Genomic DNA, 22,858 nt, shown 5'->3' on the forward strand with positions numbered 1-22,858 from the left:
CTACATCTTGCGCCGGTCCACGATCCTGTCCCCGCTGCCCCTTTCGATGGTCCGCGGTTCCACCAGGCGGACCTCGAAGGCCACCCCCAGTTCCGTCTGCAGGCGGATGCGCACGTTTTCAAGAATGCGCTGGGACTGCTTGATGGAATCGGTGCAGAATGATTCCGGGGCTTCGAGCTTGATGGTGGCCAGATCCATGTGTCCGACCCGATCGAGAACGATCTGATAGTGCGGATCGATCAGACCCGTACCGGCGATTACCGCTTCGATCTGGGACGGGAAGACATTGACGCCATGAATGATGAGCATGTCGTCGCTGCGTCCCGGGATGCGGGTCATGCGCTTTAGTGTCCGCCCGCAGGCGCAGGGGGCGTCGATCAGGGTGGTCAGGTCCCCGGTGCGAAAACGGATCAGAGGGAAGGCTTCCTTGGTCAGGGTGGTCAGCACCAACTCGCCCTTGGCGTCGGCGGGCAGGACCTCTCCGGTCTGCGGGTCCACGATCTCGGCCAGGAAATGATCCTCGTTGATGTGCAGCCCGGCCCGCTCCAGACACTCCCCGGCCACGCCCGTGATCTCGCTCAAGCCGTAATTGTCCGTAGCCAGGATGCCGAGACGGTCTTCGATCTCGCGGCGCGTCTCCTCGGTCCAGGGTTCGGATCCGAACAGGCCGAAGCGAAGGCTGAGCGCCGTCTTGTTGACCCCCATCTCGTCCAGGGTGTCTGCCAGATGCAGGGCGTAGCTCGGGGTGCATACGAGGGCCGTGGTGCGGTAGTCCTGCATGATGGAAATCTGGCGGCGCGGGTCCCCTCCGGAGCTGGGGATGACCGACGCGCCGATAAGCTCCGCCCCGGAGTGCACGCCGAAAGCGCCGGTAAACAGGCCATAGTTGAAGGCGATCTGCACGGCATCGTCCTTGGTCACCCCGCCTGCCGTGAGGATGCGCGCAGCAAGCTCGGACCAGCGGCGCACATCGCCGGAAGTGTAGCCCACCACCGTGGGTTTGCCGGTTGTGCCCGTGGACGCCTGCATACGCACAACGTCGCGCAGGGGAACGGCAAAAAGGCCGTAGGGATAGTTTTGCCGCAAATCTTCCTTGGTGGTGAAAGGCAGCCGCTTCACATCTTCCAAAGATTGTACGTCATAGGGATCGATGCCCAGTTCCGCGAAACGCTTACGGTACAGCGGCACGTTGCGCGCCACCCGGTTCAGGGTGGCCTGCAGGCGCTCCAGCTGCAAGAGTTCCAGCTCTCCACGCTCCATGCATTCATATTCGCTCTGCCAGTACATATCTCCCCCTATAATCCCATAATTTCGGAATCATGCGCTGGACGCTTGAAAAGGTTCGAGTGCAAGGCGCAAGGGCAAAACGAGGTCGAAGCGTATCTTAATACGTGAGGCCTCGTTTTGGCCGCAGCAACGCAGCAATCGGGCCTTTTCAAGTGTCCAGCTCGCGGCCCAGGTAGGCGCGTTGGACGTCTCGGTTGGCCAGCAGTTCGTCGGCCGTGCCCTGCAGAATGACCCGTCCGTTTTCGAGCACGTAGCCCCGGTCGGCAATCTTGAGCGCGCTGCGGGCGTTCTGCTCCACCAGCAGCACGGTCAGACCCAGCCGATCGCGCAGTTCCACAATGTGACGAAAAATATCCCTGGCCACCAGCGGGGCCAGACCCATGCCCGGCTCGTCCAGGAGCAGCAGCCTGGGCCGAGCCATGAGCGCCCGGCCGATGGCCAGCATCTGCTGTTCACCGCCGGACAGGGTCCCGGCGGCCTGGGCGCGGCGCTCGCGCAACACCGGAAACATGGAGTACATGGTCTCCAGATCCTCGGCAATGCCGGCGCGCTGCCGGAAACGCGGCCGGGTGTAGGCGCCGAGCCGCAGGTTGTCCTCCACGGAGAGCGGGCTGAACACCAGCCGCCCTTCGGGAACATGCGAGATCCCGGCGCGCACGATCTGCTCGGGACTGCGCCGCGCCAGGTCGAAGTCATCGAACATGACGCTGCCCTGCCCTGGCCGGATCAGTCCGGAGATGGTGCAGAGCATGGTGGTCTTGCCCGCGCCGTTGCCGCCAATGAGAGCCACGATCTCGCCCTTTCGGACGTGCAGGGTTGCCCGGCGCACGGCGTGAATGCGACCGTAGAAAACATCCATGTTCTTGAGTGAAAGAAGTGTGGGCTGCATGATCAGTCCTCGTCCCCGCCCAGATACGCGGCGATGACCCTGGGATCCTTCTGGACCTGCGCCGGGGTGCCGCGGCTGATGGTCTGACCGAAACACAGCACCAGGATGGAGTCGCTGATGCGCATCACGAGTTCCATGTCATGCTCGACCAGGATGACGGACAGATTGTAGGTGTCGCGAATGCGCATGATCAGGTCGGCCAGAAGTTGTGTCTCGGCGATGTTGAGCCCGGCCGCAGGCTCGTCGAGCAGCAGGAGCTTTGGCCGCGCCGCCAGCGCGCGCGCCAGTTCGAGCAGGCGCTGTTTGCCGAAAGCCAGATCCTTGGCCGTGGCTGAAGCCAGGTCGGACATGCCCACGAACTCCAGAGCTTCAAGGGCCTCGCGACGGACCTCGTCTTCCAGACGCCGGGATCTGGGCGTGCGCAGCAGGCTGTGCCAAGCCGGGACGGTCAGCCGTCCGTGGCAGCCCATGGTCACGTTTTCAAGCACCGTCATGTTGGAAAAAATTTCAAGGTTCTGAAAGGTGCGAACCATCCCGCCCCAAGCCCGCTTGTGCGCCTGCAGGGATGTGATGTCGCGTCCATCGAAAAGCATGGTCCCGTGACTCGGCGTGACCATGCCCGAAATGGCGTTCAGCAGCGTGGTCTTGCCCGCCCCGTTGGGTCCGATGATGGCCGTGATCTTTCCCTTTTCGGCCTCGAAAGCAATGTCGGCCAAGGCCTGCACACCCCCGAAACGCACCGCTACTCCGCTACAGGCGAGAATGGCATTATCCATGAGCACCCCCCGAAAGCCGGGCCTTGCCCCAGGACCACAGCCTGTTCCACCCACCGGCCATGCCGTCAGGCAGAAACATCATGCACAGAATCAGGATGCCGCCAAAAAGCAGCACCTCGATATTCTCGAAGGCACGCAGGAATTCAGGAAGGACAGTGATAAAAAATGCTCCCACGATGGCTCCCGGCACGCTGATCATGCCGCCCAGCACAACCATGACGATAAGCTCTACGGAAAACATGAAGCCAAAGGACGAAGGGGCGATAAAGGTCAGGTAGTGTGCGTAAAGAACCCCGGCAATGCCCGAAAAGGCGGCGGACAGGACAAAAACGAGGAGCTTGTATCGCGCGATGTCCACCCCCATTGCCTCGGCCGCCCGCTCGGAGGTGTGCAGCGCGCGCAGGGCCCGGCCGACGCGGCTGTGCAGGAGGTTGAAGGCAAGCCAGACAATCAGGCACAGCATCACGGCCACGGCGCGATAAAGGGTCACATCCTTGCGCAGCTCAAGGCCGAAAAGGGACAGACGCGGAATACCCACAAAACCCGACGGGCCGCCGGTTATATCCACGGTTTCGGTGAAGAGAATGGAAAGGATGATGCCGAACCCGAGGGTCGCCATGGCCAGATAGTGTCCTTTGAGCTTCAGCGACGGCAACCCCACCAGGATGCTGACCACCACTGTCAGGGCCACGCCTGAGAGCATGGACAGACCGACCGACAGGCCCACGGTCGTGCTCAGGTAGGAGCTGGTGTATGCCCCAAGACCATAGAAACCGGCATGTCCCAGGGATATCTGTCCGGCATGTCCGACCAGCAGGCAAAGGCCCACGGCGTTCATGGCATGCAGGCATCCAAGAATGAGGATGGTCAGATAGTAGTTGTTCGGCAGCAGCGTCGGGGCCAGCATCAGCAACCCGAAAAAAAACGCCAGCCAGATCATGTCCTTTCGATACGCCACTTCACACCCTTTTGGAATCTTTGAGGCCGAACAGGCCGGAAGGTTTGACGAAAAGAAGAATCAGCAGAATGACAAAGGCCAGCGCGTCCTTGTAGGCCGAGGACACGAATCCCGCCCCCAGCGATTCCAGCACTCCGAGTATCACGCCACCCGCCGCCGCCCCGAACGGATTGCCAAGCCCGCCCAGGATACAGGCCGCGAACCCTTTGAGACCGAGCATGATGCCGACGTCGTAGGAGGTCATGGTGATGGGCGCCAGAATCACGCCGCCGACGGCACCGACCAGGGCGGAAATCATGAACGACAGGAGCACCATGCGCTGCACGCCGATGCCGACCAGGGATGCAGCCTTGGAGTCGTATGAGCAGGCCAGCATGGCCTTGCCGTGGATGGTCCCGGAAAAAAAAAGCTTCAAGGCCCCGAGCAGGAAAAGGCTTATGACCAGCACCCAGATGGCCTGCGGCATGATGGCAGCGCCCAGGAACATGATCGGCTGATTTCCGGAAAACGGCTCAAGGACATGAGTGTCCTTGCCCCAGAGCAGCATGGCCAGACCGCGGATGAGAATGGACACGCCGATGGTGATTATGATCAGGTTGATGGTCGGACAGTCGCGCACCGGACGGATGGCCAGACGTTCAACCAGAGCTCCGGCCATGGTGGCACCCAGGACGGCCAACACCACGGCTGTGGGCTCGCCAAGACCCAGGGAGTGCATGAAATAGACGCTCATCATCCCGCCGAGCATGACGAATTCGCCCTGGGCGAAATTGATGACGCCCGTGGTATTGAAGATGATGGTGAAACCGAGGGCGGTGAGCCCGTAGGTGCTGCCCAGCGTCAGGCCAGTGATCAGATATTGCAGCAGACTAGATGGATCCATGTTCTCACGTTAAAAAAGCCGGCGGATATGTTTTTCCACCGGCCTTATCAGCATTGATACATTGTTAGTTCAAGACCTTCCAGGTGCCGTTCTCGATGGTGACCATTATGAACGCGGACTCGTCGAGGCCGTTATGGTTATCGGGCGAATAGGTGTACACTCCCGAGGTACCCGCAAAGCCTGAAATCTTCTCCAGGTTGCCGCGGATATCGGCGGATTTGGCGGAACCGCCCTTGGAGATGGCTTCCATAACCAGAGCGAAGGCATCGTGGGCATAGCCGCCGAAAGACGAGACCTGGGTGCCGTAGGTTTTGGTGTATCCAGCCACATAGGCTTCAAGCGCCGCCTTCTGGGGATGATCGGCCGGGACCTGATCCACTGCCACCAACCGCCCGGCGGGCAGGACAAGCCCTTCGGCGGCTTCCCCGGCAAGCTCGATGAACTTGTTCGAGGCCACGCCGTGGCTCATGTACAGAGGCACGGTCAGACCGAGCTGCACGCGGTTGCGCGCAACCACTGCCGGGCCGGGATTGGTGCCCCAGCAAATGATGGCATCGGCGCCAGAGCCCTTGATCTTGGTCAGCTGCGCGGTCATGTCCGTGTCCTTGGGCCCGTATACCTCATCGGCGGCAAGCTCGAATCCCTGCGCGGGGATGAGTTCCTTCAGGACGTTGCGACCGGCCTGGCCGTAGCCGTCGGAGACGGTCAGAATGGCGAGCCGCGAATACCCCTTGGCCTTGGCGTCCAGGAGAATTCTGGTCACGGCGTGGCGATCAAGCTGCGGCGTATTGAACACCCACGGATCGACAGGGCGCACGATCTTCTCTGCGGCTGCGCAAGAAACCAGCGGAACCTCGGCGGAAGAAAAAAACTTGGAAATGGCCAGGGTATTGCCAGAAATGCTGGGCCCGATAACTACGGCCACCTGGTCCTGATCGAGCAGCTTCTTGGCGGCCATGACGCACTTGTTGACGTCGGATTCGTCGTCGTAAACGATGACTTCGAGCATCTGCCCGTTCACCCCGCCGGCTGCGTTGAGTTGGTCCTGGAGCATGATCAGCGTGTTTTTTTCGGGCTCGCCCAAAAAGGACGCCGGACCGGTCACGGAAAGAATGGCGCCTATCTTGATGGCATCGGCCGCAAAGGCGGGAACACTCGCAAGCAGATACACTGCAAGCACAACGATACATTTCGCCACTTTCATGGAACCCTCCGAAAATTTTGATGAAAAAAACGAAAAAAAAGCCTATCGAACGATAATCGATAACTTGATCGCACAGCAGTGTCAATTCATGGACTTTTCGAAGGCCACAGGGGTCCCAGAAGACCTATCCGCCCGCCCAAAAACAAAAAGCCCATCATGCAGCATCATGATGGGCTTTTATTTCTGAATTGAAAGCGTAGAGTGACTAGATTTTGTTCGAGGCCACGGAGAGCCTGGAAATCTTTCTGGCTGCTGTACGCCAGTGTACAATCTTCTTGCTCGCGGCCTTGTCCAGAATGGCGGTGACGTTCTTCAGGGCAGTTGTGACAGCTTCGGTGTCTTTGGACTCGATGGCTGCATGCAAAGCCTTTGTGGCATTCTTCACCCGAGTTTTCATCATTCTGTTGCGCTCACGGGCCTTCAGGCTCTGGCGGTGTCTCTTCAGGGCAGACTTGTGATTGGCCAAAATATAACTCCTTCTCAAATTAAACGCGTGTTTCTATCAGCATCAAGATGCCTCTGCAATCTGGCGTCATTAGCTGAAGCGTTCGGGCGCTGTCAAGCTTTCATAGCCTAGACTTGGAATTTTCCAAAATCCGCGATGCGCCCCAGGGTGTTGACCAGTCGATAAAGCAAATTCAAGCGATTGGCACGCAGTCCGGGATCTTCGCACATGACCATGACCCCGTCGAAGAATTCGTCCACGGCCGGGCGCAGCACCCTCAGACGGGACAGCATGTTCGGATAGTCCGCCGTCGCCGCCAGTTCGACCCAAACAGGCTCGATCCCCTGCAGCGTGGCCCAAAACGATTTCTCCGCATCGACCTCAAGAAGGTCCTCGCGCACCACGCCCGAAAGATCCTGATCGGCCTGCTTACGGATGATGTTCGCCGCACGTTTGAAGGTCAGCACCGAAGCTTCGAAATCATCTTCGCGGCTGAATTCCGCCAGGGCGTTCACACGCAGCCAGGTATCGTGAATGTCGGCAAAACCGGGAGCCATGGCCGCCTCCAGCACCAGGGTCGGAACACCCTGGCCGTTCCAGTAGGCGCGCAGGCGCTGCCCGAAGAAATCCATGAGCTTTTCCAGGGCCTCGTCCTCGCCGAACTTCCAGTTTACTCCGGCATAACCCTGCTGAGCCTGGCGCAGCAGGACCGAGATATCGACCTTGAGTCCCAATTCCAGAATGATGCGGCACGCGCCAAGGGCGTTGCGGCGCAGCGCGTACGGGTCGGCAGCACCCGTGGGCATCATGCCCAGGCCAAAGCACCCGGCAAGGTTATCGAGCTTGTCGGCCAGAGACAGGATGGCGCCGGCCATGCTTGAAGGCAAATCCGAATCCTGCCCCGCAGGAAGGTACTGATCGTAGAGAGCCTGGGCCACGACCTCGCTCTCCCCCTTGAGACGGGCGTAGATGCCGCCCATCTTGCCCTGCAGGTCATCGAATTCGTAAACCATCTCCGAAACCAGATCGGCTTTGGAGAGGCGTCCCGCGCGGGCCATGGCGTCCTGCAGCTCGGGAGCGACGCTTGACGCGATGAAGGAACAGAGCTTTTCAAGCCTGCGGGTCTTTTCGCCCATGGTGCCCAGAGGCCCGATGAAGATGACCCTGTCCAGCTTGTCCAGCCAGTGATCGAAGGTCGCGGCGCAGTCGGCCTCCCAGAAAAAGCGGGCGTCCTCCAGGCGGGCGCGAAGCACCCTCTCCCAGCCCTTGCGCACAAGTGCCGGTTCGCGGGACTCGATGTTGGCGGCGGTCAAAAAATACGGCAGCAGCTTTCCGTCCGCACCGCGCAGGCCAAAGCTTTTCTGATGCGTCTCCATGCTGGTCAGCAGGACCTCGGCCGGAAGCTCAAGAAATTTTTCATGAAACCCGCCGAGCATGGCGCGAGGCGTCTCGACCAGATTGGCGACCTGATCGAGCAGGGACTGCGACCACTCGACGCTGCCGCCCACTTCGTCGGCAAGCCTGTCGCCCTCGGCCTTGATGGCATGCTTGCGGTCGGCGGCGTCCAGGATGACCTTGCCCTCTTCGGCAAGAATCCGGGCGTAATCGTCGGCATGAGACACCGCGAAGGGCCCAGGACCCATGACCCGGTGCCCCCTGGTCTGGCTGGAAGCCGTGAGGCCGGCAAAGTCGAAAGGAACAACATCACTGTCCAACATGGCCAAAATCCAGCGCACCGGGCGCCCAAAGGTGCATTCCTTGCCCATCCACTGCATTTTCTTGGGAAAAGTCAGATTCGGCAGAATCGCCCGGCAGGCTTCGGACAGGATCTCGACTGCAGTTCGCCCTCCCACGGTTTTCTTCAGGGCCAGATACTCGCCCTTGTCCGTCTTTTCCACGTAGATCCGCTCGAAATCCACGTCCTGGGACTTGGCGAATCCCAGTCCGGCCTTGGTCGGATTGCCATCGGCGTCGAAGGCGATGCGCGCCGGAGGGCCCGATACCACTATCTCCTCGGTCTTCTGCATGTCGGCCAGGCCTGAGATATCGACCACCAGCCGCCTCGGGGTTGATGCCGTGGCGACGCGGCCGTATTCCAGGCCCGTCTCGGACAGATGGGCCACAAAACGATCCGCCAGTTCCCGGTCCAGAAGGGGCAGGAAACGCGCCGGCATTTCCTCCACACCGATTTCAAGAACAAAATGCCTCATAAAAACTCCCTATCTAAAAACCCTTCAAAAAGGGGGACGGTTAGGATTTCAGGAGCGGGTGCCCCATGGCCTCGCGCTGCTCCACGTAAAGCCTGGCTACGTTCGACGCCAGGGCGCGCACCCGGGCGATATACTTGGCCCGCTCGGTGATGGAGATCGCGCCGCGCGCATCCAGCAGATTGAAGGTATGGGAACATTTCAGGCAGAAATCATAGGCGGGCCAGGGCAATCCGGCTTCGCACAGCTTGGCGCTCTCGGCCTCGCAGGAATTGAAGAACCCCAGCAGCATGTCCTGGCTGGAGTGATCGAAATTGTATTTGGAGTGCTCCACCTCGGCCTGATGATAGACCTGCCCATACGTCACATGGTCGTTCCAGGCCAGGTCGTAGACTGACTCCTTTTCCTGCAGATACATGCACAGCCGCTCCACACCGTAGGTGATCTCGCAGCTTATAGGCTCAAGATTGATGCCCCCGACCTGCTGAAAATAGGTGAACTGGGTCACTTCCATGCCGTTGAGCCACACTTCCCAGCCCAGGCCCCAGGCGCCAAGCGTCGGGCTCTCCCAGTCGTCCTCGACAAAGCGGATGTCATGGACGTGCTTGTCGATGCCGAGAACCCCGAGGCTGTCCAGATAAAGTTCCAGAACATTGGCCGGAGAGGGCTTCAGGATGACCTGGAACTGGAAATAATGCTGCAGACGGTTCGGGTTCTCGCCGTAGCGCCCGTCCGTAGGCCTGCGGGTGGATTCGGGATAGGCCACCTTCCATGGCTCGGGCCCCAGCACCCGCAAAAAAGTGGACGGGTTGAACGTTCCCGCCCCGACTTCCATGTCGTATGGAAACTGCAACACACAGCCCTGATCGGCCCAGAAACGCTGCAGGTTGGTAATGACGTCCTGAAAATTCATGCACAAGCTCCTTAAGGAATCTATTCTGCCTAGCTCCGCACGAAGCGATTGCCTTCGCAGGTCAGGCCAAGATGACATTGAACAAAAGCATCCACCAGACGGACGCACTCTTCCCGCACCTTGGCCGAAGGCACCCAGTCCGCCCATTCCCTGGGGCCGGAGCGGGCCAGGCCAAAAAGCAGGCTCAAGGTTTCGCGGGAAGTGGAAATTTTGGCACCACCGCCGGAAGGACACCGCAGGCAGTAAAGCCCGCCTTCCTGCACGGCGAAAACGGCGCGGTGATGGGCATCGAGCGGTCCTCCGCACTGCCGGCACCGCTGCAGATCCGGCTGATAGCCCTGGGAGAAGGCCATCTTGGCCCGGAACATGAGCGGGATGAACCATGATCCCGGCCGGTCCTCGTCCAGGGCCTCGAGAGTCTCGAGCAAAAGCTCGTGGGCCGGGGCATAACCGTCGGGAGTAAATGGCAGGGATTCGAAAAACCGCACGCAGTTGCTGACCATGCCGAGCTTCTTCAGATCACGCTTGAGCTCCCCGAAGCCGTTGATAAGCGTGCCCTCCTGCAGGCACAAATACTCCTGCCGCCCCTGGCTGACGCGAAAATGGACCTGACTGAGCTGATCCAGACAGCCGCAGAAACGCTTGCGACTGCGGCGTCCGCCAAAGGCGAAGGCGGTCAGAAGGCCGTGCGTGGGAGAAAAAAAACGGACCCAGCAGTCCGCTTCTCGAAAAGTGCCCACCCGCAGCACCAGGACCTTTTCAGAAAATTCCATGTTCCGTCCCCGGTCCCACGTCTGCCGCGCCTATTCCACGACCAGGGTCTTAACCTCGCCCAGAGCTCCCTCGAAGGGATAGGGCTGACCGTCGAGTTCAAGCTTGACCCCGCCCGCGTTGCCGAACTTGATGCTCAGGGATTCGCTGAAGGCAACCGTGGCTGACTCGCCCTTGCGCAGGAAATAATCCAGAATCTTGTCGTCGGGCCGGGCCTGCAGCCAACTCGCGGAATGAGCCACAATGCGCAGGCTGCGTTCCCTGACGGGCGTCACGGGAGCGGCAGGCTGCTCCGGCCGGACGTCCTTAGCCACTTCGGCGGACGGTTCGACGGCGGCAGGCTGCGCCGGTTCCGGAGCGCCCGCTTCCACCACAGAAGCGGAGGCCTCGGTGGTGGCGTTCAGTGCGTCTTCAGCGGTGGCATTGGCGCCCATATCCGCTCCGGCCTGTGCCGTCGGCGTGGCCGCCACTTCCTGCATCTGGGTCATCGGGGCAGGCAGAGACCCGGACGGCAGAACTTCCGCCGGAGGGACCGCAGGGCTCATCTCTTCTTCCACCGGAGCGGGAGCTTCGGGAGTCCGCCCACGATAGTGGTCGAAAACATACCATCCCAGGGCCCCGAGGAGCAGAATGCCCAGAATCGCTACAATGCGCACGGTGGTCACGACATTGCCCGAATCGTGCATCTTGACGTGGATATGGGGCGCATGGGAGTCCGCCTGATCGCTATCCTTGGGCACTGGGTATTCACGACTGAAATGCGCGCACAATTCCTGCGCGTCCAGACCCAGCAACAAGGCGTAGCTCCGCACAAAACCCCTGGCGTAGACTGCGTGAGGAAATCTCGCGCTGTTGCCTTCTTCGAGGGCAACAATGACGGAAGGGGCTATCTTGGTCTTCTCTTCGACCGCCTCGACTGTCAGCCCTTTTCGTTCTCGGCCTTCGCGCAGTGCCGTTCCGATCTCAATCAAATCCATATTCAGGAAACTCCATGCATGGTTTGTCGAATCGCAGACTTAAAGCTTGTTCTGGATGATGGCCTTGCCGCGCAGACCGTCCATGTATTCCTTGAAGCGCTCTTCCAGCTTGGGTCGCATGATGGCTTCCCGCACATCTTCATCCATGGCGGCCTGCTCCTGAGGCGCTCCGTCCCGACGGTTCAGCAGTTTCAGGATGACCCATTTGTCCTCGATCAGAAAAGGCTTGCTCAGTTCGCCCACACTCAGAGATCGCAGGCCTTCGCGCCATGGCTCGGCCAATTCCCTCCAACGCACGTCGCTCATGACGCCGTTGTCGGCCTTGGGACCGATGGAATAACGAGCCACGGCTTCATCCAGGCTGACCTCTCCCGCGCTCAAAGACTGCCAGACCGATTTGGCGCGCTCCTCTTCCACGAGCACGAGCATCTGCACGTCCACGATGCGTTCGGTGGTCAGTTCAGCGCTGTTCTGAGCCTTGTAGGCGTCAATCTCTTCCTGGGTGACCACGACCTTGCGTCGCACCATGTAGCCGAGCATCTTGTGCTTGATGATGTCTTCGTGGCTGCGCTCCTTGAATTGTTCGGGAGTCAGGCCCTGAAGACGCAAGGTGCGCTCGAAATCCTCTTCACTCAGACGGCGGCGGGCCTTGAACTGGCGGATCTCATTATCCACTTCGGAATCGGAGACCTCGATCTTGAGCCGCTTTGCTTCCTGCCGCAGGATGATGCCATCGATCATTTCGCTGAGGACCTGGGGAGCAATTTTTTCGGCCGTTTCGGGATCAGGGGTCTGGCCTACGACAAGACGGATCTGCTGCTGCAATTCCTGGTAGGTGATGATCTCGCCATTGACCACGGCCACGATGCGATCGACCATCTGCGCGGCCTGACCGAGGCCCGCGAGGACACAGAAAAGAGAAAACGCCAAGACAGCACAAACACTGCATTTTTTCATAAATCAGGTCTCATTTTATTTATTTGAGGAACCGCGCAGGCCCTTATGTCCCGCACATCATTTTCCGGACCGGCAACAAAGGCACTCTGGCAACCTTTCGGCTGCTCTCGAAGAAGTTGAGACAATGCGCCCACGTACTACCCTCCAGCGCTGACCGAGTCCAGTTCAAACTTGGAGAGGCTCCCGGCGCGGGCCTTCACAGCCTGATCCGCTCCCTGAGCACCAGCAGCATGTCTTTGAGCGCATGCATGGCCAGGGTCGGCGAGGCACCGGACAGGCGCAGCTCAAGCTTGGCCGGAGGCAGAATCCGGGCACAGGCGGCATTTTCGCCCACCCAATCCATGAGTTTGGAAAGGTCAATGTTGTGCCGGGTTTCGTCCCAGTGGATAAGCGCCCTTTCCTCGAACAGATCCACCCGCACCGCGCCCAGCCTGCGCGTGTCGATCTTGATCATGAGCACGGCCACAAAGGTTTTCAGCGCCTCGGGCAGGGAGCCGAAACGGTCGCGCATGTCGTCCACGATCTCGACGATGGCCCCCTCGTCGTGGCAGGAGGATAAAGCCTTGTAGTAATGCAGGCGCTCCTTGCCGTCGGCCACGTATTCCTCGGGGATGAGGGCCTGGAAGCCGAGGTTGAGCTCGGGCTCGATCTCCGTCTCGACCTTTCCGCCGCGCAGCCTGGTGACCTCTTCTTCGAGCATCTCCAAGAAGAGGTCCAGCCCCACCTTGCCGATGGTCCCGGACTGGGCTTCGCCAAGAATGTTCCCGGCCCCGCGCAGACGCAGGTCCTCCATGGCCACCTTGAAACCGGCCCCGAGGTAATCCATGTCGAGGATGATCTTGAGCCGCTTGCGCGAGGTCTCCTGCAGGCGGTCCAGGTCGGGGATGATGAAATAGGCGTAGGCCTGCTCGCTGGAGCGCCCCACCCGTCCGCGCAACTGGTAAAGCTGGCCGAGCCCGAAGAGCTGGGCCTGGTCGACGATGAGGGTGTTGGCGCGGGGAAAATCCAGACCCGACTCGATGATGGCCGTACACACCAGCACGTCGAGCTCGCCGTGCCAGAATTTGTGCATGGTCTCTTCGAGATCCTGGGCCTTCATCTGTCCATGCCCCATGCCCACCCTGGCCCCGGGGACCAGGGAGGACACGAACTCCACCACCCGCTCCAGGCCCTGCACCCGGTTGTAGACCCAGAAAACCTGACCGCCCCGGGCCAGCTCGCGCTCCAGGATCGCCTTGAGCTGGGCCGGATCGCGTTCCAGCAGGGACGTCTCCACGGGTTTGCGGTCACGCGGAGGGGTTTCAATGACGCTGAGGCCCCGGATGCCGGAAAGGGACAGTTGCAGGGTACGCGGAATGGGCGTGGCGGTAAGGGTCAGGACATCGATGGTCGAACGCATCTTCTTGATGCGCTCCTTGTGCTTGACGCCGAAACGCTGCTCCTCGTCGAGAATCAGGAGAGCCAGATTGGAGAATTCCACATCCTTGGAGAGCATCCGGTGGGTGCCGATCAGAACGTCCACCTGCCCGCGCCTCACGGCTTCCAGGGTCCGCTTCTGCGCGGCAGCGGGAACAAAGCGGCTGAGCAGGCCCACAGTGATGGAGAACGGCTCCATGCGCTGCCTGAAAGTCTGGTAATGCTGTTCGGCCAGGACGGTGGTCGGACACAACAGGGCCACCTGCTTTCCGTCCAGGACTGCCCTGAAGGCCGCGCGCAGGGCCACTTCGGTCTTGCCGAAGCCCACATCGCCGCAGACCAGCCGGTCCATGGGCTCGGGCTTCTCCATGTCGGCCAGGACGTCGGCGATGGCCTTCTCCTGGTCGCGCGTCTCCTCAAACCCGAAGCTGGCTTCGAATTCCCAGTAAAGCTCCGAGATGGGATTGTACTGAAACCCCTTGGTGATCTTGCGGAAGGCGTACATCTCGACCAGATCGCGCGCGATCTTGGCGATGGACTGGCGGGTGCGCTCGCGGGCCTTGCTCCAGGCCGCGCTGCCCAGGCGGTCCAGGGCCGGGGCTGCGCCGTCCGGCCCCTTGTAGCGCTGCACCTGACCCAGGCGGTCCACGGGCAGATAGAGCCGATCCTCACCGTCGTACTGCAACAGAAGATAGTCGTTGGCGACATCTCCGAACTTGATGCGATGCAAGCCGCCAAAGCGGCACAGGCCGTAGTCGCGATGGACCAGAAGGTCCCCGCATTCAAGCTCATCGAAAGCATCGAGACCCTTGAACGCCTTGCCCGCGCTGCGTTGCGCCTTGGGAGCACCCGGCTGGAGCACGGACTCGGGCAGAATCTGAATTTCGGCCCAGGGCAGGCGCATGCCATGCCCGAGGGAGCCTACCAGCGCGAAGATTCCCCTGCCCGTGGCGTCGTACTCGGTTTTGAGCACATGGTCGTCTTGGGCCGCGAGCTGCAGAAATTTCTTGCGGGACTGTTCGGTATGGAAACAGAAGATGGTCTGGGCGTAGGTCTTGCGCCAGACGGCAAGCTCCTGCATCAGCGCACGCCATGGCCTGGAGCGGCTTTCCGGAGTCCAGAACAGATCCTCAAAGGAGCTTACCCCCTCTTCCGGCAGGTCCAGCCCGTCCTCGCGCACGCCCATGACCAGGCTCTCACAGAGAATCTGCCGGTTGTCCTCCCAGGTCTTGCGCACATCGCCGGGGGTCTGGATCAGGCCGTGGCGCGGCCATTGCCGCTCGTCGTCGCGAAAAAAATTCTGCCAGGCCCAGCTTGTCTCGTCGAGCTTGGTCCGCAAGTCCTGGGCCTCGGCCATTACAAAGATGCTTCCTTCAGGCAGCCAGGCCTCCAGGCCCACGGTCCGTGGATAGTACATACTCGGCGGAAGGTGCGGCTGAACCTGCATCAGCTCCTTTTCAAGTTCCGCCCGCACAGGCTTTGAAATCTCTCCCAGACGCAGCCATCCGTCGAACATGCTCCGGGCCTCTTCCCTGTAGGTATCGGCGCCGATGCATCCGGCCACGGGCAGGATGGTCAAGGATTTGAGGTCGGCGCGGGACCGCTGGGACATGGGTTCAAAGAGCCGCACCCTTTCAAGGGTATCGCCGAAAAACTCCAGTCGCAGCGGGTGGTCGTATCCGGGACAGAAGATGTCCATGATGTCGCCGCGCAGGGAGGTCTCGCCCACGGCGGTGACCATGGACACGCGCGCATAGCCCCAATTGACCAGCGTCTCCAGGAGATCCTCCTGGGATATCTCTTCACCCTCCGACAGCTCCAGGTGCTCCCGCTGCAAAAGTTCCGGATGCGGCCATTTCTGGATCAGGTTTTCAAGCGGCAAGAGCACTCCGCGCCCCCGCTTCTTCCGTGCCAGGGCGAAAAGAGTCCGCCAGCGTTCCGGCCAGGGAGAACGGCGCGACTCTTCCACTGGATAATGGGGAAAGCGCAGCCAGCGTCGGTCCCAGAAGGAAAGATTTTTGTCTGCGGGCGAGAAGAGGCGAGCCAGGGAATCGTACAGGGGCAGATCCGCGCTCGGCGGCAGCACCAGCACGACATTGTGCCCCTTTTCGATCAGCGCCTGAGCCAGGGACATCTGCGAGGCGGGACCGCTTTTGAAGATTCTGGTTTGACGCTCGGCGCCGTCGATGAGCTTCTGCAAGGCTTGAGGGATGATCACGTGGCGACCGGTCCGGGTTAAAGGCAACGGGTAAAAGCCGCCCCCGGGAAGGAGCGGCTTTGGAGCCATTGGCATATTGAAGACAGGCGCGTGACCTGTCCGCATCGAATCGTTTTACGTTGCCCAAAAGAGGGGCAAGGTCAAGCACTTGCGCACGAGGCGGACAGCCTTCCCGCAAAGAGTACCGTCACGGCCGGACATTTTGGTGGACAGGTCTGAAGCGGGTGCGTATTGGTCGATCCGTACCTAACCGTTCACCACTCACTCCCAAGGAGCAGTTCATGGCACGATTCCTTCCCAACGAGGATCCCTTCACCCTGGAAGACCAGCTCAAGATCCTCGGCAACGACGAGTTGCTTGATTTCTGGGAAGAAAGCCAGATGCTCGACCGCTACCTCGAACCCACGGAACATGAAGAACCGCCGTCAATGCACTACGAAAACGCCATCCTGAACGAACTCAGGCTGCGCTACTCCATGGGCGAAATATAAAATTCCTGCCATAGACGCTCCAAAGCTCCCTTTCCCGGGAGCTTTTTTTTTGATTACGGACTAGGGCACGATTCATTGGCGGCTTTCGGCGGGCAGAATGACAAGGGTCTGCGTCGTTTCCAGGAGCGGGACGGCGTCCACTCCGCCGCAGCTGGACTTGCTGATCTGGTTGAGCCTGAATCTGAGTTCGTAGGTGCCCGGCACGTCGAAGACGAGGCGCGTATGGGGATACCCTGTCAGAATGTCCGGTTTTCCGCCCTGCGGCCGCTTCTCCACGTCGACATTGATCGATGCGTACATGCCTTCAGGCACTTCGTAACCGCCCATCTCGAAAGTGGCGACAAGCTGCGCGCCGACAACCCGGTCTCCGGCAATGGTCAGCCGGGCGTCTTCTGCCTTCCCTATGTCCCTGGGCGGCGTATCGGCCGCGAAAACGGCTCCAGGCAAGAGCAAAGCCGCCATAAGCAGCAAAATATGAAACCCGCGCATCACTTCACCTCGGATTTTGAGCGTTGTCCAAGCTGTCTTGCTGATACCCCTTAAAAGAAATATGGCAAGTCCGTGGGTAGGCAATGGGTAGATCAAGCAAACAACACAAGGGCCTCATGAACGCAAAGGACTCCACATGTTATCAGATCCTGCTTGGGCTGACGGAAGCGCACCAGGACTACTTTCTCGCGCGCTGGTCCCTGCGCATGGAAGCTGCCGGGTATCTGCAACACACCACGGCAAAGCGCGTGGATTGCATGGTCGCCCTGAAGGAGTTTCTGCAGCCCATTATCGAAGACATCGAGCACGACGTCATCCCTGACGAATTCTCCTCACTGCTGCGGCGCGACAACGGCTGGGAACGCTTTCTGATCGAGTCGTCCCGCCGTCACCGCGCCCGCGGCATCACCTTCGACATGTTTCTGGGCTGCTTCAAGACCTTCGTCTACAGCCTGCTGGACGTCATCGAGAGCATGGATGCCCAGTACGACCGCAAGGTCGAGGCACGCAGGCTTGTCCGAATCTACGGAGACGCGCTGGAGGTCCTGTACCTGCAGGACTGGATCCGCATCTTCCCCGAGTTCTCGGACAAAAAACTCGACGACATGAACCGCCTCCTGACCCTCGAAAAGTGCCGCTTCGAGAACATCCTGAACGCCACTTCCGATCTCATGTTCGTGGTGGACGGCAATGGATCGGTGGCCAACATCAATGCCGCGGTAAAGGCGGTCATGGGTGAGGCATCGACGCTGGGTCGCCCGATCTGGGAGGTTCTTTCCCTCGAAGGCTTCTCCGTTGAGGAGTTGCTGCGCTACTATCCGGTCGGCATCACCTGCGAGTTGGCTCCGATTGACGAAACCACAATCTACCGGATGCAGATAAACCCCATCAACTCCGTGAGCCTGGCCAGCGACCAGTACATCTTCGTGCTGACCAACATGACCACGCAGGCCATGCAGCGTCAGACCCTGGAACGCATCGTCGACGAAAAGACCGAGGCGCTGCGCAAGGAAAAAGCTCAGCTCGAGGAGATGAACATCACGTTGCGCAACGTCCTCAAAAGCGTCGGCAAGGAGCACGAGGACCACGCCAGCAACCTGGCCGCCAAGGTCAACACCCTTGTTTTGCCTGCACTGGAGCGCATCGAGTCGGAAAACGATCCGGCGATCCGCAAGGGCTACGTCACCGTCGTCAAGGACCAGCTTACGCGCCTGCTGCCCCGGGACTCAAGCGGCATGCCCCTGCTCCTCAAGCTCACCCAGATGGAAATGAAAGTCTGCCAGTTCATTCAATCCGGCCACTCCAACAAGGACATAGCCGATCTCATGAACCTCTCCGTCGAAACCATCCAGACCCACCGCAAGAACATTCGCCGCAAGCTCGGCCTGCTCGGCAAGAGCATCAGCCTTTACGCCCATCTCAACACCATGGGGCTGAAAGACACACTGGGTAGATAAAGCTACCCAACATATACCCTGAATCCCGCCTGTTTAACATGGCGTCATGCACGTATTCGGTATACAAGGATGTGAAGAACCCTTTTCCCCGTTACCGAGGTGCGCCAGCATGACCGACGCATGTATCACCTGCATCGAAGACCTGCGCGATTTCTTTTCCGCTTCGACCGCCGTCGAACTGAGGGATGCTGCCACGCGCATCGCCGCAAGCGTCGATGCCGTCATCTCCCCCGACACGGACTGGACAACGGTCGAGTATGAATTCAACCGCCTGTTCGTAGGCCCTGCCGCCGTCCCCGCCCCGTTGTATGCCTCCGCGTATTGCGAATCCGACCGGGTAGTTATGGGCAAAGCAGCCCTGGAAGCCCGGCAGCTTTATCACCAACTCGGGCTAACCGTGCCGCAGGAGGGCGTCATCCCCGACGACCATCTGGCCTTTGAACTGGAAGCGATGATCGTCCTCAAAAGCGCTCTGGGCGCGGACGCCCCGCCCTCCCCGGAGACAAAGGCCCTGCACGCATGGTTCGTGCGCGAGCACCTGGCCCGGTGGCTTCCGCCCTTCATCCTGGCGACCAGGACACACGCATCCGCCGGCGGAGTCATTGCCCTTGCAGCGGACGCCCTGGCCGCGTGGTTCGACAAGGAACTCAACACAACTGCGCCGCCGCTCCCGGAATGACCGGACTGGCGACGCGCGAGGAGGATTGCATGTCTCAAAAAACGAGAGCTCTCAGCAGGCGTCAATTCCTTAAAGGGATCTCCGTGGCCGGAGCGGCCTCGCTGCTCCCTCTAAGGCTGCTGATGCCGTATTCGGCCGAGGCCGCAACGGCGTTCAGGGAGCAGGATTTCCAGATCTTCAGGAACGCCTGCCCCAGAAACTGCTATGATACCTGTTCCATCAAGACGTACGTCAAGGACGGGGTGGTCAAATTCATCGAGGGGGCGCAGGAATCCACGTTCACCCAGGGCGGCCTGTGCGTTAAAGGCTACGCCTACCCGAGACGGGTCTACAGCCCGGACCGGATCAAGTACCCCATGGTGCAGGACGGCCGTCGCACGGGCAATTGGCGCCGCGTTACATGGGACGAAGCCATGGACCGCATCGCAGGCAAGATCCTCGAAATCAAGGAAAAGGACGGTTCCCTGCTGGGAATGGGACTGACCAAGTATTCCGGAAATTTCGGCATCACCAACTACGGCGTCGAGGGCATGATGTCTTCGCTCGGCTATACGACCCGCTTTGTGGGCACTCCCTGCTGGCCGGCCGGCATCGATGCCCAGAACTACGACCTCGGCGACATGTGGTGCAACGATCCCGAGGACATGGTCAAATCCAGGTACGTGATCGTCTGGGGGGCCAATCCGGCGTGGTGTTCGGTGCACTCCATGAAGTACGTCAACGAGGCCAAGCGGCGCGGGGCCAAGGTCGTGGTCGTCGACCCCGTTTTTACCCAGACCGCCGCCAAGGCCGATGTCTATTGGCAGCCCGAAACATCAAGTGACGGCGCGCTGGCGCTGGGCATGGCACGCCACATCCTGGACAATGGCCTGGTGGACAGCGATTTCGTGAACAATCACGCCAAGGGCTTCGACGAATTCGCCGCCTACCTGCGCGATAACGTCACCGTGGAGTGGGCGGCAGGCGTGAGCGGCATCCCCGCCGACCAGATCAGGGAAGTGGCCGAGGAGTTTGCAAACGCCGATCCGGCCACAATCTGGATCGGTTACGGAATGCAGCGGCACACCAACGGCGGGGCTTCGGTCCGCGCCATCGACGCCCTCGTCGCCATGACCGGAAATGTCGGCAAGGAAGGCGGAGGGGCGCGCTACGGTCACCTGCGGACTTGGGGCTTCAACTACCATGCGCTGCTCCAGAAGCAGCCCGAAGGTTCCCGGGGATTCATCGGGGCAACCGGTCCCAAGGGCGAATTCGACTTCACCAAGGCCGAGGCCGCCAGCTTCACGGACCGCACCGTGAACATCAACAAGACGGCCCAGGCCATCCTGGACACCAAGGATCCCGCTTTGAGGATGCTCTGGGTTTCGTGCAAGAATCCCTTTGCCCAGGACTTTGACCGCCCCAAGCTGGAAAAAGCCTTCGACTCGCTGGAAATGGTCGTCTCGGTGGAACAGTTCTTCACCGAAACGGTGAACAACTCGGACATCGTGCTGCCGGTGACCACGCTGTTCGAGGAGTGGACCGTCAACGCCTCCTATTGGCATTATTGGGTGGGCATCAACGAGCAGGCCATAAAACCCATGTACGAGACCAAGTCGAACATCGAGATTGCCGCCCTGCTCTCGAAGAAGATGAACGAACTCTCACCCGGATCCTGCACATTCCCGCAGGACATCGATACCAGGGAGTGGCTTGAGAAGGAATTCAACCAGGGCATTTACGACTACCTGGGCATAAAACACTGGACCGACCTCAAGAACGGTCCCGTCAAGGCAAAGCTGGCGTCCTCCGCTTCCTGGAGCGACAGGAAATTCGGCACGCCTTCCGGCCAGTACGAGTTTCACTCGGAACTGTGCCAGCAGAACGGCCACGATGCCCTGCCAAGATACAAGGAAGGACGAAAACCGTACGACGAATTCAGGCTGCTGACGCCGCATACGAAATTCGGCCTGCATTCTCAGTTTATCAATCTCGACTGGATGCATGAATTCAACAAGGAACCGTTTCTCTATATGCATCCCGATGACGCGCGAGAAAAGAAAATTGCGGATCTCGACATGGTGCGTGTCTTCAACAAGGTTGGAGAGCTCAAGGTCAAGGTCAAGCTGACAAGCAACGTCGCCAAAAAATGTCTGGTCATCTATGAAGCATGGTTCGGCAAGGGGAATGACTTCAACGTCCAGAACCTGGTGGACGATGAATCCGCAGACATGGGTGCATACAAGACCGGAGCGCCTGGCGTCGCCATTCATGGCCAGTTCGCCAATGTGGAACGGGTCTAAGGAGTGAATGCAATGAAGAAACAATATGCCTTTTTGGTCGATTCGGAGAAATGCATCGGATGCTTCACCTGTGCCATGGCCTGCCGCAACTATTACCATCAGGAAAAAGGTGTCGTGTGGCGGCACGTCTACCCGCTCAATGAGGAAATATACCCGCATCGGGAGCGGGCCTTCTTCTCGCTGGCCTGCAACCACTGTGAAAATCCGGCCTGCCTCAACGTCTGCCCGGTGGAAGCCTACACCAAGCGCGAGGACGGAGTCGTCGTCCATCACCAGGAAAAATGCATCGGCTGCGGGAACTGCATCCGCTCATGCCCTTACGGCGCGCCGGTGTACAACCCAGTCGAGAAACGCGCGGAGAAATGCAGCTTCTGTCACGAACGGCTTGACGCGGGGCTTTTGCCCGCCTGCGTGCAAAGCTGCCCAACAGGCGCGCTGAAACTCATCGATCTGGCCACCCTTGAGCCCGGGAACCATGTCCAGTTTCCTCCCGGATTTCCGAAAAACGACAAGGTGAACTCCTCCACCCGGTTCATCATGCCCAAAGTCCCGACAATGGTAAGGAGGTAGGCATGCAATCCATGGAATTACCACTGGTCCTGTTCACGGTGCTCTCGCAGGCCGCCATCGGTCTGGTTCTCATGAACGCCGTACGTCTCCACGCGGGCCCCGGCGAGGGCAACGCCCGCAAGGAATGGACGCTGATCGCGGCCTTCATGGGCGCGGGCATCGCGGCCTCTCTCTTCCATCTCGGCCATCCGCTTGAATCGTACCGCGCCCTTGCGCATCTTGAGAAAGCGTGGCTCAGCCGCGAAGTGCTCGCAGCGGGAATCTTTTTCGCGCTGGCGGCCTTTGCTGCAGCCACAGGGCGGGAAAAAGGCTCTCCCGTGCTGGTCTGGGCATCGGTCCTGGCCGGACTGCTGGCGCTCCTGGCCTCGGGCATGACCTATGCTCCTCCCGCGCTGCCGGCGGTGAACAACGCCCTGCCCACGGTCTTCTTCCTCATCTCCGCCGTGGTCCTGGGCGCCGGATTCGCAAGCTGGTTCGCCGCAGCGGTCAACCAGCCATTGCTGGCCCGCATCTTCGTGACGGCCCTCGTGGTCGGACTGGTCGTGCGCCTCACGGTTCCCTGCGCCTGGCTTTCCGGATCTGAAATCATGCGTCAGACAGGCCTGGCCTGGCTCGGCGCTCCGCTGTATTGGGCCCACATCGCGCTGATGGCGGCCTGCCTTGGCGTGCTCTGGAAGAACCGGACAATCCCCGTCTGGCTTCCGCTTCTGGCCCTGGCCGGAGAACTGGCGGGCCGTGCAGTGTTCTTTTCCGAAACAATCCACACAGCCGTCAATATCGGCGCACCCTATTAAGAAATACCCGAGGGGACTGGACCGATTGGTTCGGTCCCCGCCTGGTTTACCAGCCAGCAACCGCCCTGCCCCCCTCCTTGTTGTCAGGCCAGCAGAAATTGGCAACTCCATAAACAATCCCTTGGAACACCTCGCAAGCAAATCATTCAAAACAAATCTTTCGCTGACTTCTTCAGGCTCCTGAATCCTTTACGC

The 22,858-nt window shown here is 60.1% G+C and carries 21 protein-coding genes; 7 read left to right on the top strand and 14 right to left on the bottom strand.

Annotated elements, in window-relative coordinates; translation table 11 throughout:
• The 6 genes from CVU60_02525 to CVU60_02550 all read right to left on the bottom strand — a co-directional run bounded on the left by CVU60_02525 (position 1) and on the right by CVU60_02550 (position 5,997).
• Positions 1-1,287 (bottom strand): phenylacetate--CoA ligase, encoded by a 1,287-nt coding sequence (locus tag CVU60_02525; protein ID PKN43250.1) that lies wholly within the window; start codon positions 1,285-1,287, stop codon positions 1-3.
• 148 nt (positions 1,288-1,435) lie between these two features.
• On the bottom strand, positions 1,436-2,176 hold the full coding sequence (gene livF, locus CVU60_02530; GenBank protein PKN43251.1) for a branched-chain amino acid ABC transporter ATP-binding protein: 741 nt from the start codon (positions 2,174-2,176) through the stop codon (positions 1,436-1,438).
• Between the two features lie 2 nt (positions 2,177-2,178).
• Positions 2,179-2,952 carry a high-affinity branched-chain amino acid ABC transporter ATP-binding protein LivG gene (livG, locus tag CVU60_02535; protein ID PKN43252.1) on the bottom strand — a complete coding sequence of 258 codons (774 nt, stop codon included), beginning with the start codon at positions 2,950-2,952 and terminating at the stop codon, positions 2,179-2,181.
• A complete protein-coding gene (locus CVU60_02540; GenBank protein ID PKN43253.1) occupies positions 2,945-3,892 on the bottom strand; it encodes a branched-chain amino acid ABC transporter permease in 948 nt (315 codons plus the stop codon). The genes livG and CVU60_02540 overlap by 8 nt, the downstream gene beginning before the upstream one ends.
• A gap of 19 nt (positions 3,893-3,911) precedes the next feature.
• On the bottom strand, positions 3,912-4,793 hold the full coding sequence (locus CVU60_02545) for a branched-chain amino acid ABC transporter permease (protein ID PKN43254.1): 882 nt from the start codon (positions 4,791-4,793) through the stop codon (positions 3,912-3,914).
• A 64-nt stretch (positions 4,794-4,857) separates the two neighbouring features.
• Entirely contained in the window at positions 4,858-5,997 is a 1,140-nt protein-coding gene (locus CVU60_02550; protein PKN43255.1) for an ABC transporter substrate-binding protein, read from the bottom strand.
• On the opposite strand from CVU60_02550, the gene CVU60_02555 reads away from it, so the two are divergent.
• Positions 5,996-6,184: a hypothetical protein gene (locus tag CVU60_02555; GenBank protein PKN43256.1), complete on the top strand. Its 189-nt coding sequence runs from the start codon at positions 5,996-5,998 to the stop codon at positions 6,182-6,184. The genes CVU60_02550 and CVU60_02555 overlap by 2 nt on opposite strands.
• A gap of 18 nt (positions 6,185-6,202) precedes the next feature.
• On the opposite strand, the gene CVU60_02560 is transcribed toward CVU60_02555, so the two are convergent.
• From CVU60_02560 to mfd, 7 genes are all read right to left on the bottom strand, one after another.
• Positions 6,203-6,463, bottom strand: coding sequence for a 30S ribosomal protein S20 (locus CVU60_02560; GenBank protein ID PKN43257.1), 261 nt, complete (start codon positions 6,461-6,463; stop codon positions 6,203-6,205).
• 107 nt (positions 6,464-6,570) lie between these two features.
• Positions 6,571-8,652 carry a glycine--tRNA ligase subunit beta gene (locus CVU60_02565; GenBank protein PKN43258.1) on the bottom strand — a complete coding sequence of 694 codons (2,082 nt, stop codon included), beginning with the start codon at positions 8,650-8,652 and terminating at the stop codon, positions 6,571-6,573.
• Between the two features lie 40 nt (positions 8,653-8,692).
• Positions 8,693-9,562, bottom strand: coding sequence for a glycine--tRNA ligase subunit alpha (glyQ, locus tag CVU60_02570; protein PKN43259.1), 870 nt, complete (start codon positions 9,560-9,562; stop codon positions 8,693-8,695).
• A 29-nt stretch (positions 9,563-9,591) separates the two neighbouring features.
• Positions 9,592-10,335, bottom strand: a complete 744-nt coding sequence (recO, locus tag CVU60_02575) for a DNA repair protein RecO (protein ID PKN43260.1) — start codon at positions 10,333-10,335, stop codon at positions 9,592-9,594.
• A 30-nt stretch (positions 10,336-10,365) separates the two neighbouring features.
• Positions 10,366-11,310: a hypothetical protein gene (locus tag CVU60_02580; GenBank protein PKN43261.1), complete on the bottom strand. Its 945-nt coding sequence runs from the start codon at positions 11,308-11,310 to the stop codon at positions 10,366-10,368.
• Positions 11,311-11,349: 39 nt separating this feature from the next.
• Positions 11,350-12,267, bottom strand: coding sequence for a hypothetical protein (locus CVU60_02585; GenBank protein PKN43262.1), 918 nt, complete (start codon positions 12,265-12,267; stop codon positions 11,350-11,352).
• A gap of 196 nt (positions 12,268-12,463) precedes the next feature.
• Positions 12,464-15,901: a transcription-repair coupling factor gene (mfd, locus tag CVU60_02590; protein PKN43263.1), complete on the bottom strand. Its 3,438-nt coding sequence runs from the start codon at positions 15,899-15,901 to the stop codon at positions 12,464-12,466.
• 281 nt (positions 15,902-16,182) lie between these two features.
• Between mfd and CVU60_02595 the strand changes: the two genes are divergently transcribed.
• Entirely contained in the window at positions 16,183-16,392 is a 210-nt protein-coding gene (locus CVU60_02595) for a hypothetical protein (protein PKN43264.1), read from the top strand.
• Positions 16,393-16,464: 72 nt separating this feature from the next.
• Here the strand turns inward: CVU60_02595 and CVU60_02600 are convergent, their stop codons facing one another.
• Positions 16,465-16,881 (bottom strand): hypothetical protein, encoded by a 417-nt coding sequence (locus CVU60_02600; protein ID PKN43265.1) that lies wholly within the window; start codon positions 16,879-16,881, stop codon positions 16,465-16,467.
• A gap of 116 nt (positions 16,882-16,997) precedes the next feature.
• Here CVU60_02600 and CVU60_02605 point away from each other — a divergent pair, with 116 nt between their 5' ends.
• The 5 genes from CVU60_02605 to CVU60_02625 are packed head-to-tail and all read left to right on the top strand — an operon-like array spanning position 16,998 to position 22,663.
• Positions 16,998-18,338, top strand: a complete 1,341-nt coding sequence (locus tag CVU60_02605) for a helix-turn-helix transcriptional regulator (GenBank protein ID PKN43266.1) — start codon at positions 16,998-17,000, stop codon at positions 18,336-18,338.
• Positions 18,339-18,384: 46 nt separating this feature from the next.
• Complete coding sequence (locus CVU60_02610; GenBank protein ID PKN43267.1) at positions 18,385-19,017, top strand: cytoplasmic chaperone TorD family protein; 633 nt, start codon at positions 18,385-18,387, stop codon at positions 19,015-19,017.
• 29 nt (positions 19,018-19,046) lie between these two features.
• Positions 19,047-21,299: a DMSO reductase gene (locus tag CVU60_02615; protein ID PKN43421.1), complete on the top strand. Its 2,253-nt coding sequence runs from the start codon at positions 19,047-19,049 to the stop codon at positions 21,297-21,299.
• A 12-nt stretch (positions 21,300-21,311) separates the two neighbouring features.
• Positions 21,312-21,869, top strand: coding sequence for a DMSO reductase (locus CVU60_02620; protein ID PKN43268.1), 558 nt, complete (start codon positions 21,312-21,314; stop codon positions 21,867-21,869).
• A gap of 2 nt (positions 21,870-21,871) precedes the next feature.
• Positions 21,872-22,663, top strand: a complete 792-nt coding sequence (locus tag CVU60_02625) for a molybdopterin-containing oxidoreductase membrane anchor subunit (protein ID PKN43269.1) — start codon at positions 21,872-21,874, stop codon at positions 22,661-22,663.
• Positions 22,664-22,858 lie beyond the last annotated feature (195 nt).

The organism is Deltaproteobacteria bacterium HGW-Deltaproteobacteria-18, from assembly GCA_002841885.1.
In the GTDB taxonomy this organism is placed as follows: domain Bacteria; phylum Desulfobacterota; class Desulfovibrionia; order Desulfovibrionales; family Desulfomicrobiaceae; genus Desulfomicrobium.